This is a genomic window from Leucobacter chironomi DSM 19883 (assembly GCF_000421845.1).
Classification (GTDB): Bacteria; Actinomycetota; Actinomycetes; order Actinomycetales; family Microbacteriaceae; genus Leucobacter; species Leucobacter chironomi.
The window spans coordinates 14,108-29,141 of the sequence record NZ_ATXU01000012.1; the positions used below are offsets into that span (position 1 = coordinate 14,108).

A 15,034-nucleotide genomic window follows, 5' to 3' on the forward strand; every position below is an offset into this window, starting at 1 on the left:
GGGTTGCGGCGGGGCGGGATCGCCGTCACCGGTCGCGTCATGCTACACCGCGCGGGTCGCGCACGTCACTCGCAGCCGCGGGCCGGGCGGCACCCGGGCTGCGCAGCGGATCCGCCACGGCGCTCTCCCACGCGATCGAGCGCACGTCGAGACCGATCACCCTTCGGCCCGGGCGCCTGATCCGGCGGCGGATCCGGATCCGCCGCCCGTGCCGTGCCCGGTTCCGGCGTCGGCCCCGAACAGCCCTTGCCCGTACTTCTGCAACATGGCGTAAGCATCGGCGAAGGTGCGGGGCGGGTTCGCGCGTTCGCTCTCCGTGCCGTAGCGGGAGATGAGCAGCCCGAGCAAGCCCTTCGCGGGTGGGCTCAGCGGCCGGTCGGGCTCGGCATCGGCGGGGTGCGGGCCGCCCTCCGGGTTCGGCGGCACGAAGGCGGGCGAGGGCTGCGGCCAGTCGGCCACGTGCCGGGGCACCTTGCGGTTGAACGATCCTGCGATCGAGGGCGCACCCGCGTCGCGCTCGGTGAGGGGTTCGAGCCCGAAACGGTCGCAGAGCGTCGCCGAGAGGGAACCGTGGTGCATGACGCCGGTGAACACGCTGCCCCGCTCGACATGAGCCGATACGAGCACCGCCGGCACCCGGCAGCCGAGCCTGTCGAAGGTGAAGCCCATCTCGCCGGCGCCCTCGAGCGGCGGCTTCGCGGCGGGCGGCACGACGTGATCGTAGGTGCCGCCGTGCTCATCGAAGGTGAAGAGCAGAGCGGTGTTGAGATAGTTCGATCCGGTGGCAGACATCGAGGTGCGGATCGCGGTGTAGACGCGGTGCACCAGGGCGTCGCCGGCGCGCACATCGGAGAGTGCGCCGTTGTACACGTTCTCGCCGTCGACCGGGCTCTCGCGCGCCACCCCCACCGGCGGGTGGAAGTCGTTGTGATTGAACACCATGCGCGGCTCGATGAACGCGTAGTCGGGCAGCTCGCCGTTCTTCGCGTCGGCCTCGAACCGCTCCATGCTGGCGAAGCGATCCGTCTTCCAGAAGCGTTCGAGCACGGGGGCGTGGATCATGCCGGTGAACGACACGAGCTGCAGCTCGTCGAAGTAGATGCGCCAGCTCAGCCCGGCCTCTTCGAGCCTGTTGAACACGGTGGGTGTCGGGGCCGCGTTCAGCCATTTGTCGTAGTCGCCGTTCAGCGAGTTCGTGACGTAGCCGTGAGAGGTCGAGGCGTGGAAGAAGCTGCGGTTGCAGAAGGTCTGGCTCGGCACCGCGCAGAACCAGTGGTCGTAGACGCCGAACTCGCGCGCCAGGGCGGAGGTGACCGGCAGCATCTCGGGACTGAACGACCCCATGATCTGGTCGCGCTCCGCCGTGGACGGCTTGCGGCCGGTGCGCCCCTCGAAGTCGGTCTCGTAGTCGAGCACGAAACCGGTCATCGTGGCCCGCTGCCCGGGCTCCGGCGCGTTGTAGGGCTCGCGCATCTCGGCGACCTCTTTGCCCCGGTTGTGGTCGTCGAGGGATCCGAAGAGCTGGGTGTTGACGTGCGGGTACTCTTCGCCGGGGTCGGGGTCGGGCTGGCGCATGATGCGGTCGGTGGGACCCGAGTAGACGTGGGCCGGCACGACGGTGCCGTCGGAGGCGCGGTTCGAGTGGTCTCCGAAGGCCAGCCCCTCGAACGAGGCGCCTTCGGGCAGCGTGTCGGGCGTGTAGAGGTGCCCGAGCAGGTTGTCGAAGGACCGGTTCTCCCCCATGAGCACCACGAGGTGGTCGAAGCCGGGCGTCTTACGGGCCTTCGGCGCGGCGAACTCCTCCGGGATGTAGGGCTGGCCGACCTGGCCGTCGAGGCCGCGCACGATCGCGGCGCCGCCGATCCCGGCCGCCGCGCCCGCGGCGATGAGGCCGCCGCCCCGCAGTATCGATCTGCGGCTCGTGCCGCGCGGGGTGCGCTCCGGCTGTTCGTCGCTGCTCATGCGGGTGCTTCCGGTCACACGACGGTGTTGCGCAGGATCCCGATGCCGTCGATCTCCACCTCGACGGTGTCGCCGGCTTCGAGACGGCCGACGCCCGCGGGGGTGCCGGTGAGGATCACGTCGCCGGGGAGCAGTGTGAAGGCCTGGGAGGCGTGCGCGACGATTCGGGCGAGGGAGAAGATGAGCTGGGAGGTGCGTCCGTCCTGACGCACCTCGCCGTTCACGCGGGTCACCACGCGGGCGTCGGCGAGATCGGGGTCGGTCTCGATGACGGGACCGAGCGGGCAGAAGGTGTCGAAGCCCTTGCCGCGCGTCCACTGCCCGTCCTTGATCTGCAGATCGCGGGCGGTCACGTCGTTGGCGCAGGTGAAGCCGAACACGTAGCTGAGGGCGTCGGCCTCGGGCACGTTCTTCGCCATCGCGCCGATCACCATCGCGAGCTCGCCCTCGTGCTCGACGCGGTCGGAGATCTCGGGGCGCACGATGCGGTCGCCGGGGCCGATCACGGAGGTGTTGGGCTTCAGGAAGAGCAGCGGCTCCTCCGGGGTGTCGCCCCCGGTCTCCGAGCGCATCTCCTCGACGTGGTCGGCGTAGTTCTTGCCCAAGCACACCACCTTCGAGCGCGGGATCACGGGGGCGAGCAGCCGCACCGCGTCGAGGCGCAGCCGGCGCCCGGTGGTGTCGAAGCCGGCGACCAGCGGATCCGCCGAGAGTTCGACGACCTCGATGCCGCTGCCGTCCTCGGCCTCATCGAGGATCCCGTAGGAGATCTCTCCTGCTGCTTCGAAGCGTACGACCTTCATGTGCCCTTCCTCGTGGCTCGTGTGCCGGCCGGGGAGCCGATGCGGGGCGGGACGCCCCGCATCGCTCACTCCCCCGCAGCGATGATGCGGTCGACCCAGCCGAAGCGATCCTCGACCGTGCCGAACTGGATGCCGGTGAGCTCTTCGCGCAGCGACATGGTGACCTCGCCGGGGGCGCTGTCGCCGAAGTCGACGAGCGTGCCGTCTTCGCCCTTCAGCTGCCCGATCGGGGTGATCACGGCGGCGGTGCCGCACGCGAAGGCCTCGGTGATCGAGCCATCGGCGGCGCCGTCGCGCCACTCGCGCACGGTGACCTTGCGCTCTTCGACGGTGAGACCGCGATCCTGAGCGAGACGGATCAGGCTCTTGCGCGTGATGCCGTCGAGGATGTTGCCGTTGAGCTCCGGGGTGATGAGCTTGCCATCGCGATGCACGAGGAACAGGTTCATGCCGCCGAGCTCGTCGATGGTGTCGTCGGTGGCCGAGTCGGTGAAGAGCACCTGGGCGCAGCCGTGCTGTGCGGCGATGCGGGTGGGCAGCAGCGAGGAGGCGTAGTTGCCGCCGCACTTCGCCGCCCCGGTGCCGCCGCGACCGGCGCGGGCGAGGTTGCTGGAGAGCCAGATCGAGACGGGCTGCACGCCGCCCGTGAAGTAGGCGCCGGCGGGGCTCGCGATCACCAGGAAGCGGGCGCGCTCGGCGGCGCGCACGCCGAGGAAGCTCTCGTCGGCGATCATGAAGGGGCGCAGGTAGAGGCTCTGGTCGCTGCCGCTGGGCACCCAGTCGGCGTCGACGGTGACGAGCTCGTGAACCGCCTGCACGAACAGTTCGACCGGCAGCTGGGGCAGTGCGAGGCGCTCGGCGCTCTCGTTGAGGCGTCGCGCGTTCTCCTCGGGCCGGAAGGCGACGATGTCGCCGTTGGGGTGGCGGTAGGCCTTCAGCCCCTCGAAGATCTCCTGGCCGTAGTGCAGCACCGAAGAGGCGGGATCCATGGGGATCGGCCCGTAGGGCAGCACCTCGGCGTCGTGCCAGCCGCGCTCGCGATCCCACACGATCGAGATCATGTGGTCGGTGAAGCGCTTGCCGAAGCCGGGGTCGACGAGCGCGGCTTCGCGCTCGTCATCGGAGAGCCTGGTTGCCGGGGTGCGGGTGAAGGTGAGCTCGGTCATGGACTTGCTTTCTGTCGCCCGAACGGGCGGCCGTGTGAGGAGTTCGGGAGAGGCCCGGGCCGGGTCAGCGAGCCGCGATCAGGTCGACGATCGCGCTTCCCACCTCGGTGGTGGAGCGAGCCGACGCGCCGCGGGTGGCGAGGTCGGCGCGCACGGCGTCGCGGACGCGGTCGCCCTCGGCGGTGAGGCCCAGGTGGTCGAGCATGAGAGCCGCGGACAGGATCGCCGCGGTCGGATCCGCCTTCTGCTGCCCCGCGATGTCGGGCGCAGAACCGTGGACGGGTTCGAACATGCTCGGGAACGTGCCGTCGGGATTGATGTTGCCGCTGGCTGCGAGCCCGATGCCGCCGCCGATGGCGCCGGCCAGGTCTGTGAGGATGTCACCGAACAGGTTATCAGTGACGATCACGTCGAAGCGCGACGGATCTTGCACCATGAAGATGGTGGCGGCGTCGACGTGCATGTAGTCGACGGCGATGTCGGGGTGCTCGGCGGCGACGGCCTGCACCGTGCGCTGCCAGGTGGCGCCGGCGTGCACGAGCACGTTGGTCTTGTGCACCCAGGTGAGCTTCTTGCGGGGGCGCTGGCTCGCGACCTCGAAGGCGTAGCGCACCACGCGCTCGATGCCGAAGGCGGTGTTGACGGAGACCTCGGTGGCGACCTCGGCGGGGGTGCCGGCGCGCAGGCGCCCACCGTTGCCCGCGTAGGGCCCCTCGGTGCCCTCGCGCACGACGACGAAGTCGACGTCGCCCGGGTTGGCGAGGGTGGACTCGACGCCCGGGAAGAGGGTGCAGGGGCGAACATTCGCGTAGTGGTCGAAGTCGAAGCGCAGCTTGAGCAGCAGGCCGCGCTCGATGTTGGCGTCTGCCAGGCGGGGGTCGCCGGGCACGCCCCCGACCGCGCCGAAGAGGATCGCGTCGTGCTGCGCGATCTCGGCCTGCTCGGCTTCGGGCAGGGTCTCGCCCGTCGCGAGGAACCGCTCGGCGCCCAGCTTGAACTCCGTGCGGTCAAGCACCACGTCGCCGCCGATGAGCACCGCGTCGAGCACACGATTCGCCTGCTCGATCACTTCCGGTCCGATGCCGTCGCCCGGAAGGACGGCGAGCTTGATGGTGCGGGTCACTGAACGCTCCTCTTCGTACCTGAACAGAACATGATCAGCTTACTGGGCACCTCGGACATTCCCGCTCACCGCCGGTTCCCGGCACGAGACCAGCCGCTCCCGCTCCCCTTCCCCCCGCTTCCATTCCCCTTCCACGCCGAACCCCTTCCCCTTCTCCCACCCACTCCCCTTCCACGCCGAACCCCTTCCCCTTCTCCCACCCACTCCCCTTCCACGCCGAACCCCTCCACGCCGAACCCCCCTCCAAAATGCCTCCACTCAAGGCGGAGATCGCAGCTCAGGCGGAGGTTCTCGGAGAATACCTCCGTCTGAGCTGCGATCTCCGCCTTGAGCGGCGGCGCAGGGTCGGGGCAGGGTCGGGGCTGCGGAGGAAGGGGGCGCGGGGGCAGGGGGGCAGGGGGAGCAGGGGGGGCAGGGGGGCAGGGGGGCAGGGGGGGCACGGGGGCACGGTCGAGCGGGCGCGAAAACGCAGAAAGCCTCACCCGAAGGTGAGGCTTTCTGATCCGGTGACCCCAGCGGGATTCGAACCCGCGTTACCGCCGTGAGAGGGCGGCGTACTAGGCCGCTATACGATGGGGCCGGACGCTGTCACAGCTCTTCGGGGCTTCCCCCGCCGCGCTGGCAACTCATATATCTTGGCACACCTCCGCAACACTCGGCAAATCGGGCCGCGTATCCCGGGTGTGTCCCGCATGATTCCGCGGATCGCGGGCCTGCCGAGCGTGCCGCCCGGCATCGCCGCGCTCAGCCGCCCGCCCTGCCGAGCCGCACCCGCGCCCAGAGCAGCACCACCCCAAGCACCGCACCGCTCGCGAGCACCGCCGCGAACGGAGCGATCCACCCGGCCTGCGCCGAGGCCCACAGCAGCGCGAGGCCCGCGCCGACGAACCCCGAGGCGATGGGCCCGTCGAGCATCCACAGCAGCACGTTGATCCCCGAGGCGTCTCCCACCGGCGTGGGCACCGGCGCGAGCAACCGCATCGGGATCGCCCCCTTCAATGCAGCGGCCGCGCGCATGGCCACCGCCGTGCAGCCGACGAGCGCGGCCGACAGCACCGCCCGCACCAGCCCGCTGCCGTCGCTGCCGACGGCGGCACCGGCACTGATATCGACACCCAGCAGCGACCCGGCCGCCTCGCCCCCGACCACGCCGGCCACCATCGCGAGCACCGCGAACCCGACCGGCGCGAGGAGGTGCCGCGCTACGAGCGCCAGCGGAGAAGCCGGCAGCAGCGAAGGCGATCCGCTCCCCTGCGCTGCCGCCGCGAGCCCGCGGCACCAGGCCGAGCTCGACAGGTAGGCGAGCAGCACGGCCGCAGCGCCCCACAGCGCCGCCGAGCCGAGCGGCAGCAGACTCGCCCCGCCCGGGCTCCCCGCGGCGAGACCGTCGACGGCGCCGCCCGAGCCGAGGGCGGCACCCCACATCGAACCGGCCGCGAGCACCCCGCCGAGCCCCAGCAGGCTGCGGCCCGGGGCGCGCACGATGCCGAGCAGATCCCGCGCCACGATCGACGCCGTGAGACCCGCGCGCGGCGCGAACCTCAGGCGCCGCCCCCACCGGACCGGAGATCCCAGCCGGGCGAGCCCCGCACTGGGATCGCCCCCGACGACGAGGGTCTGCACCGTGTCCCAGCGCAGCGCCTGCCCCCGCAGCTCCTCCCACCGCAGCCGCGAGACGAGCAGCGGCGCGCACACCGCCGCAGCGATCGCCCACCCCGCCGGCGCGAACGCGAGCAGCGGGGAGGCGCCGCCGTCGATGAGCAGGCGGGCGGCGCACGACCACGGGTCGAGGGGCGCGATCCACTCCGCCGCACCCAGCAGCCGAGCACCGGCGAGCACGGCGAGCAGCGCTGCGGCGCCCGCCCGCGTGCGACGCCCGAGCTGCCCCACGAGCGGGGCCGCCGCGGCCAGCAGCCCGAGCGAGGCGCCCGCGAGCGGCAGCGCGACGGCGAGACCCGGGTCGAACTCGGCCCGCATCGCGCGCGCCACCACGACGACCCCGGCCACGACCGCACCCGCGGAGGCCCCGAGGGCGAGTCGGCGGGACAGCGGACCGCCGAGCAGGCGCCACCTCGGGATCGGCGTGGTGAGCAGCAGGTCGAGCTGAGGCAGGCCCGCCCGAGCCGGGCCGAGCTGCGCTCCCGCCAGTACGAGCAGCGCGGTGACCGCGGTGAGGGCGGACGCGAGGAGAGCAGCGGATCTCTCACCCTCCGCATCCGCAGAGACCGACGCCGGAGGCAACTCGAGTTGCAGCCACAGCAGCGCGACGCGCACTGCGGGCGCCACCACGATGATGACCAGCATGATCGCCGCATAGACGCGGAACGCCAGCTCCCCCGCATCGACGCCGTCCCCGCGACGGCGCAGCACCCGGCGGATCGCGCGCAGCGTCCCCCACATCGAAGGCGCCGAGCTCGCCGGCGCCGCAGCAGCCGTGCGCTCCTCAGCCATCGGCGCGGCTCACGCCTGGCTCACCTGGAGCTGCACATCGGCGACCCGCCCGACAAGCTCGGCGTCGTGGGAGGCGAAGGCCACCGCCGCACCCGACGCGCGGGCCCGCAGCAGCGCCTCCGCGACGAGCGCCCGGCGGTCGGGGTCGAGGCGCTGCTCCGGCTCGTCGAGCAGCAGCACCGAGCAGGGCCGCGCGCAGGTCACCGCGAGCGAGACGAGCTGCCGCTGGCCGCTCGAGAGCTCGTGGGGAAAGCGGTCCGCCAGCGGTTCGAGACCGAAGGCGTCGAGCGCCCCTGCTCCCAGCCCGCTCCATGACGTCGCTCGCTCGCCCGACCACGCGGTCTCGATGAGCGCGAGGTGGTCGCGCAGCGTCAGGTCGGGGTAGAGCGTGGGCGGTTCGATCAGCGCCGCGATGTGCCGTCTGGCATCGCGGTCGCGCTCGTCGAAACGGCGACCGTGCAGCTGCACCGTGCCGGAGCTGGGCCGCAGGCGCCCCGCGAGCACGCGCAGCAACGTCGTCTTGCCGGCCCCGTTCGGGCCGCGCACCGCCACGCAGGCGCCCGCGTCGAGACGGATCGAGGTGGGGTGCAGCAGGATGGCCCCGTCGCCTCCACCGCCGCGTCCTCGGCCGTCAGCAGCGCGCCGGCATCGTGCCCGGCGCCGTCGGTCGTCACGCCTTGCTGCGGCTCAGCATCTTCGTGGCCGCGCGGCGCTTCAGCCACTTGTCGATGAAGAAGGCCATGAAGATCCAGCCCCCGAGCGCCGTGATGACCCACACGATGATGGGCGCGAGCACCCAGGTCTCCACGCCGCGGAGCACGATGCCTCCTTGGAAGAGCGACGCCACCCAGAGCGCGAGCAGCGTTGCCACGAGGCCGACGCCGCCGGCGAGCGGCGCCGCGTAGCGCTGCGCGATGTTCAGCACGAAGGGGCCGAGGATCGCGTGCGCGAGCGTGAACACGCCGAGCGCTACGAGGAAGCCGCCGAGGTGCAGCTCGAAGCCGGGCAGTGCGAAGTGGCACACGATCATCGCGATCGCCGCCAGCACGAGCTGGGACACGATCTGAAACAGCAGTCGCATGGCGCGCTCCTTCCAGTCGGCGGAGCGACGCTCCGCACCTTGGCCTCAGCCTAGCGCGATGCCCGAGCCCGTCGAGCCCCGACGAGCGCGGCCCCGACGAGCGCTCCCGCTCCGAGCGCGAGCAGCCCGAGCCCCGCGGCGCCCGGCGCGAGCGGGTCGAGCCCGCCGGTGCGCGCGAGCGACGCAGCGTGTTTCGCCGGCGATCCTCCGCCCGGCGCCTCGTCGGCCGACACTTCGACGGCGACGACGGCAGAGCTGTCGAGCACGCCCGGCACCGCCGAGGCGAAACGCAACTCGACCCTGTGGGAGCCCACCCCGAGACCCGCCAGCGCCACGCTCGCGCGCCCGCCGTCGAGCGCCACCGGCGCTCCCAGCGCAGCACCGTCCACAAAAGCCTGCAGGGAGCCAGTGACGAACGGCGCGGCGGGCGACACGGCGGGCGCGGCGAGCGCCATCTGCCGGCCCTGCGTACCGGGGGCGCTCGGCACCGGCTCGACCGCGACCTCCACGACCGCGGGGCGCGAGGGGGTGGCGCGCAGCAGCTCGGCACCCACTGCGAGCCGGGTCTGCCGGCTGAGCACGTCGATCGCCACGTCGGCGCTTCGCGAGTCGAGGAAGCCTGCCTGCGGCACGAAGCGGGCGAACACCTCGTGCTCCCCGAACGAGAGCTGGGCGGTGTCGAGGCTGAACCTCGCCTCGCCGTCATCCGGCTCGGGATCGATGTCGTCAGCGGCGGGGATCGTGAACGCCACGGCCCCGTCGACCAGAACCTCGACGTCGCCGCGCGGGTCGGCGGGCGCAGTCCGGTCGACGTTGCTGACCACCACGTCGAAGGAGACGCGGTCGCCCACGCGCGGTTCCGCGGGCGACACGGTGAGCGTCGTCGCGGTCGCGTGCGGCACGACTGTCAGCGGCGCCACCGCCGAGTGCGACGGCGCGAAGTTGCCCGCAGCGTCGCCGAGATAGGCGACGGTGAGGTCGGCCGTCGCCGGCGGCGCGGCGACGGCGGAGAACTGCACCGCACCGTTCGGCTGCAGTTCGGCGGAGGCGAGTTCGACGCCGTCTGCGAGCAGCGCCGCCCGACCGCTCACCCCGGCCGCCGGGGAGGTCACCTGCGCCGTGACGTCGATCGGGGCGAAGGCCGACGCCGAAGCAGGCGAGCCCGTGATCGCGGTGCTGCTCATGGCCGGGGCGATCGTGATGGGGAGCACCGGGCTCTGTGAGGGCAGAGCGCGCTCGGGGAAGATCGCATCGCCGTCCTTGCCCGCGAAGCGCGCGACCAGATCATGGTCGCCGGCGGCGAGGTTCAGGACGGGAACGATCGCCACGAAGCCGCCGGTTCCGTTGTAGCCGAGCACTCCGAGCCCTGCGACGACGCCGTCGGCCTCGATCACCACCACTTCCTCGCTGAGGTTCGCGGCGCTCGGAAGCGACACCGTGACGAAGTAGATGGCCGGGTTGCCGTACGTCGTCGGAGGCACGAACGTCGTGATGCTGGTCGAGGTCGGCACCTCGGAAGCGGGGTCGGCCTGCGCGGCGGCGGGCTGAGCCAGCACGGCGGCGCCGAGCACCGCGGCGGAGACGACGAGCAGGCCGAGCCAGCCGCGAAGCGTCAAACGAAACGGTGTGCGAATTTGAACCATGTGCAAATATTAGCAGCCGCGCAGGTGCGCGCCGACACCGCGCACCGCGCACCGCGCTCGACGATCCGCAATCCGCGATCCGCCGAGATCACACCTCGCCGGGCTTGCGCCGGAACGGCTTCGCGGGAAGATCAGGTCCATCCCACACCTGGATGATGCCCCACACCACGGCCGCGATCGGCACCGCCAGCACCGCACCCAGCACCCCGCTCAGCACAGTGCCGATCGTCAGGGCGAGCAGGATGACGAGTGAGTGCAGCTTCAGCGCCCGCCCCATGAGCACGGGCTGCAGGAAGTTGCCCTCGAGCTGGTTGACGAGCACGACGACGCCCACCACGAGCACTGCGCTCAGCGGCCCGTTGGCGACGAGCGCCACGAGCGCGGCCAGAATGCCGGCGAGGGTCGCGCCCACGATTGGGATGAACGCGAGCACGAAGACGAGCACGGCGAGCGGCAGCGCCAGCGGCACCTGGAGGATCAGCAGGCCGACGCCGATGCCGATCGCGTCGACCGCAGCGACCGACGCCGTGCCGCGCACGTAGTGCCCGAGCGTCTGCACCGTCTTGTCGCCCGCGCGCTCGGCGCGCGCCAGCGCCTCGCCCTCGAAGGGGCGCAGCAGGAAGCGCCAGATCTGCGGCCCGTCCTTGAGGAAGAAGAAGAGCACGACGACCATCAGGATGAGCCCCGTCACGAAGTTCGTGACGATGCCGACGCCGGCCAAGGCGCCTGAGCCGAACTGCGAGCTCGTGAGGAAGCCGGTGAGGAAGTCGGTGACGTTCTGCTGCCACTCGACCAGCTGATCGTGATCGGGCGCGAACGGCAGCGTCTTCACCCAGTCGATCACCTGCTGGAAGCCTGTCTCGGCCTGCGCCGAGAGCTCGTCCCACTGATCGCGCACGGCCCATACGATGAGCCAGCCCACACCGGCGAGCAGCAGCACGATGGTGAGCAGCACGAGCACGGTCGCCAGAGCCGACGGCACTCGGTGCCCGCGCAGCCACGCCATGACGGGCGAGAAGGTGCTCGCGAAGATGAGGGCGAGCAGGATCGGGATCACCACCGTGCTCAGCGTGCTCATGCCGATGACCACGCCGGCGGTGAGAATCAGCACGACGATGATCTGCAGCGACCGCGTGGCGAGCAGCCCGAAGCTGTCGCCCCACGCGCTGCCGGCGCGCCTCAGATGCCGCGACTGCGCGACCACGCCCTGCGGCGCGTCGCCCCCGCGCTCGAGTCTTGCGACCCGGTGTTCCAGTTCTCGCCGTGCCCGCCCACCGAACATGTCAGCCTCCCTGTCTAGCTGGGTTTCACCCTACGGGGTGCCACCGACAGCGATCGATAGCGCCCGGGCCCTTGCCCGGTAAGCGCCGATGCGATATCGAGGTCACCCGTGTGGTCGTTTCTGCGTCGCAGAAACGACCACACGGGTGACCTCGATGAGATCGCGGATCGCGGGAGTGCGGGTCGCGGGCACGGCAGCGGCCCGGCGCTCAGGGCGCCTGTGGCGCGGCGCGCCCGGGGCGCTCAGCGGGAGACGGCGCGCTCGGCGACGAAGTCGCGCAGGGCGGCCTCGTCGTCATCCATCTCGGTGACGTGCTGCGGCAGATCGAGCAGGCCGGCAAGGTGCTCGGGCAGGCCGATCCGCGTGCCGGTCGCCTCGAACACGATCTCGGGGAACTTCTCGGGCTTCGCGGTTTCGAGCACGAGCATCGGCACGCCGGGCTCCAGGTGCTCGCGAGCCACCTTCACGCCGTCGGCGGTGTGCGGGTCGATCACGGTGCCGCTCGCGTCGAACACCGACTTGATCGTCGCCACGCGATCCGCGTGCGTGCTCGTGCCGCTCTGGAACCCGAACTCCTCGACGAAGCGGGGCTGCTCGGCGGTGAGGTCGATCCGCCCGGTCTCGGCCAGTTCGCGCCACGCCGCCGCGAGGCGCTCGGGGTCGCGGCCCAGCACCTCGAACACGAAGCGCTCCAGGTTGGAGGCCTTTGAGATGTCCATCGACGGGCTCGACGTGGCGTGCGTGTCGGCCGCGCCGCGCGGCTCGTAGACGCCCGTGCGGAAGAACTCGTCGAGCACGTTGTTCTCGTTGGCGGCGAGCACGAGGCGGCGGATCGGCACGCCCATCTTCTTCGCGAGGTAGCCGGAGAAGATGTTGCCGAAGTTGCCCGACGGCACCGTCACCGAGATCTCGAAGGAGGCGCGCTCCTCGGCGGGCACGGCGTCGCTCGCGCGCAGCCAGGCCCAGAAGTAGTACACGGCCTGGGCGCTGACGCGGCCCAGGTTGACCGAGTTGACGGCGCCGAGGTCGTGGGCGCGTTTGAACTCGAGGTCCTCGAACAGCGCCTTCATGAGGTTCTGGCAGTCGTCGAAGACGCCCTGCACGGCGATGTTGTGGATGTTCTCGTCGGTGAGCGAGTACATCTGCGCCCGCTGGAACGCGCTCATGCGGCCCTGCGGCGAGAGCATGAACACCGCGATGCCGTCCTTGCCGCGCAGCGCGTACTCGGCGGCCGAGCCGGTGTCGCCGGAGGTGGCCCCCACGATGTTGAGCGCGCGGTCGGTCTTTGCGAGCACGTACTCGAGCGACTGGCCGAGGAACTGCATCGCCATGTCCTTGAACGCGAGCGTGGGGCCCTCGGAGAGGCCGACGAGCGAGATGCCCGCCTCGAGCGGCGTCACCGGCACCACCTCTGCGGCGACGAAGTTCTGGGCGCTGTAGGCGTCGCGGCACATGCGGGCGAGGTCGTCGCGCGGGATGTCGGTGGCGAAGAGCCCCAGCACCTCGGTGGCGAGCTCCGCATAGGAGAGGGATCGCCACGACTCGAGCTGCTCGGCCGTGAGCCGCGGCACCGATTCGGGCATGACGAGCCCGCCGTCGGTCGCGAGTCCCTCCAGCAGGATCTCGCTGTAGGGTGCCGGCGCCATGCCGCCTCGGGTCGAGATGTACTTCACCGCTGCTCCTCGTGTCCTGGTCGGTGTCGCGGTCGGGCTGTGCGCGCCGACCCCACCATCCTATTCGGCGCGGCTGCACGGCTCGTCCGTGCAGCTCCCTCCGTGACGGTGTTTCGGAGCTCACGCATGCTTCGGGGCCCAGGACCGCGATCGATCCGAAGCATCGGCGAGATCCGAAAGACCGCTCGGCGTCTACCAGGAGACCGGCAGCGCCTTGCCCTCCTCGTAGCCCGCCGCGGACTGCAGCCCCACGCGGGCGCGCACGTGGAACTCGCGCAGTGAATCGGCGCCGGCGTAGGTGAACGAAGAGCGCACCCCCGAGGTGATCATGTCGACGAGGTCTTCGACGCCCGGCCGCAGCGGGTCGAGGTAGATCTTCGACGACGAGATGCCCTCGGCGAAGAGTTCCTTGCGGGCGCGCTCGTAGGCGTCGAGACCGCCGAAGCGGCCCTGCACCGCCTTCGTCGACGCCATGCCCCACGACTCCTTGTACTGGCGGTCGTCGGGGTCGGTGCGCAGCTCGCCCGGCGACTCGGCCGTGCCCGCGAACCAGGATCCGATCATCACCGACGCGGCCCCCGCCGCGAGCGCGAGCGCGACGTCGCGCGGGTAGCGCACGCCACCGTCGGCCCAGACGTGCGCGCCGAGCTCCCGAGCCGCCTGAGCGGTTTCGAGCACGGCCGAGAACTGCGGGCGGCCCACGGCGGTCATCATGCGGGTGGTGCACATCGCGCCGGGCCCGACGCCCACCTTCAGGATCGTGGCGCCGGCCGAGACGAGGTCGTTCGCACCGTCGGCGGTGACGATGTTGCCGGCCACGATCGGCAGCCCGAGGCCGAGGTCTGCGACAGTGCGGATGGCTCGGATCATGCCCTCCTGATGCCCGTGAGCGGTGTCGATCACGAGCACGTCGGCCCCGGCCGCCGCGAGTGCCCGGGCCTTCGCCGCGACGTCGCCGTTGATGCCCACCGCGACGGCGACGGCGAGTCGCCCGTCGCGGTCGAGCGCGGGGCGGTATATCGAGCGGCGCAGGGCGGAGCGCCGCGAGAGGGTGCCGACGAGGACTCCCCCGCTCACCACGCACACCGCCTCGGCCGGATGCTGGTCGACGCCCGGCGGATCCGCACGCTCCTCGCCGGCCCCGGTCGCCGCCGTGACCGCGTCGAATGCGGCGCGCGGGTCCGCCAGCTCGTCGGCGGAGAGCAGCGGCGCGCGGCCGATCACGAGGTCGCCCAACTGCGCATCGGACGGCACCGACGCGAGCCGGGCGGCGGAGAGGATCCCGCGGATCCCCGCGGCCGGCGCGGCCGAGTGCTCGTCGGGGCGATCCGCCACCACCACCGCCTGGCCCTCGGCCCGCGGGATGAGCCGCAGCGCGTCGGCGGCCGTCGCCTGCGGGGGCAGCACGATGGGGGTGTCCGTGGTGACCGGCTGGCTCTTCACCCAGCGGATCGCGCGCTCGGTGTCGGCGAGTGCCAGGTCTTGGGGCAGCACGGCGAGACCCCCGCGTCGCGCGAGCACTGCGGCGAGGCGGGGGCCGGTGACCGAGTTCATGTTCGCAGCCACGAGCGGCAGGGTCGCCGGGGTGCCGTCGGTGGGGGTGAGATCGACGCCGAGCCGGCTGCCGACGCCCGAGTGCCGCGGCACCAGGAAGACGTCCGAGTAGGTGAGGTCGACCGTGGGCATCGCGCCGATAAACTCCATACCCCCACGCTACCCCCTCGCCCCGGCTCGACCGGGGCGATGATCTGGAGGACATCTGTCGCATGGACGACATAGGATGAAGGAGGTGGGGGTCATCGACGGCTCGCGCACGATTGAGCACAAGCGGATCCACGGGCTGCGCGCCT

Annotated in this window: 11 protein-coding genes and 1 tRNA gene; all 12 read right to left on the minus strand. The window is 71.6% G+C overall.

Annotated elements, in window-relative coordinates; genetic code table 11:
- Positions 1 to 156 precede the first annotated feature (156 nt).
- Complete coding sequence (locus H629_RS0112225) at positions 157 to 1,962, minus strand: alkaline phosphatase family protein (RefSeq protein ID WP_024357535.1); 1,806 nt, start codon at positions 1,960 to 1,962, stop codon at positions 157 to 159.
- A gap of 14 nt (positions 1,963 to 1,976) precedes the next feature.
- Positions 1,977 to 2,765, minus strand: a complete 789-nt coding sequence (locus H629_RS0112230) for a fumarylacetoacetate hydrolase family protein (RefSeq protein ID WP_024357536.1) — start codon at positions 2,763 to 2,765, stop codon at positions 1,977 to 1,979.
- Between the two features lie 65 nt (positions 2,766 to 2,830).
- Positions 2,831 to 3,931: a branched-chain amino acid aminotransferase gene (locus H629_RS0112235; RefSeq protein ID WP_024357537.1), complete on the minus strand. Its 1,101-nt coding sequence runs from the start codon at positions 3,929 to 3,931 to the stop codon at positions 2,831 to 2,833.
- A gap of 64 nt (positions 3,932 to 3,995) precedes the next feature.
- Entirely contained in the window at positions 3,996 to 5,054 is a 1,059-nt protein-coding gene (locus H629_RS0112240; RefSeq protein WP_024357538.1) for a 3-isopropylmalate dehydrogenase, read from the minus strand.
- 507 nt (positions 5,055 to 5,561) lie between these two features.
- Positions 5,562 to 5,634: transfer RNA gene (locus tag H629_RS0112245), tRNA-Glu, on the minus strand.
- 164 nt (positions 5,635 to 5,798) lie between these two features.
- On the minus strand, positions 5,799 to 7,505 hold the full coding sequence (locus H629_RS0112250) for a hypothetical protein (RefSeq protein ID WP_024357539.1): 1,707 nt from the start codon (positions 7,503 to 7,505) through the stop codon (positions 5,799 to 5,801).
- Positions 7,506 to 7,514: 9 nt separating this feature from the next.
- Entirely contained in the window at positions 7,515 to 8,102 is a 588-nt protein-coding gene (locus H629_RS0112255) for an ATP-binding cassette domain-containing protein (RefSeq protein ID WP_051137900.1), read from the minus strand.
- 73 nt (positions 8,103 to 8,175) lie between these two features.
- A complete protein-coding gene (locus H629_RS0112260) occupies positions 8,176 to 8,586 on the minus strand; it encodes a phage holin family protein (protein WP_024357541.1) in 411 nt (136 codons plus the stop codon).
- Positions 8,587 to 8,636: 50 nt separating this feature from the next.
- On the minus strand, positions 8,637 to 10,229 hold the full coding sequence (locus H629_RS0112265) for an Ig-like domain-containing protein (protein ID WP_152485715.1): 1,593 nt from the start codon (positions 10,227 to 10,229) through the stop codon (positions 8,637 to 8,639).
- Positions 10,230 to 10,317: 88 nt separating this feature from the next.
- Positions 10,318 to 11,511, minus strand: a complete 1,194-nt coding sequence (locus H629_RS0112270; RefSeq protein WP_024357543.1) for an AI-2E family transporter — start codon at positions 11,509 to 11,511, stop codon at positions 10,318 to 10,320.
- Between the two features lie 242 nt (positions 11,512 to 11,753).
- The gene (thrC, locus tag H629_RS0112275; protein ID WP_024357544.1) at positions 11,754 to 13,184 is read right to left on the minus strand and encodes a threonine synthase; all 1,431 of its coding nucleotides are present in this window, start codon (positions 13,182 to 13,184) and stop codon (positions 11,754 to 11,756) included.
- A gap of 192 nt (positions 13,185 to 13,376) precedes the next feature.
- Positions 13,377 to 14,888, minus strand: coding sequence for a GMP reductase (gene guaB1 / locus H629_RS0112280; RefSeq protein WP_024357545.1), 1,512 nt, complete (start codon positions 14,886 to 14,888; stop codon positions 13,377 to 13,379).
- Positions 14,889 to 15,034: the final 146 nt, after the last annotated feature.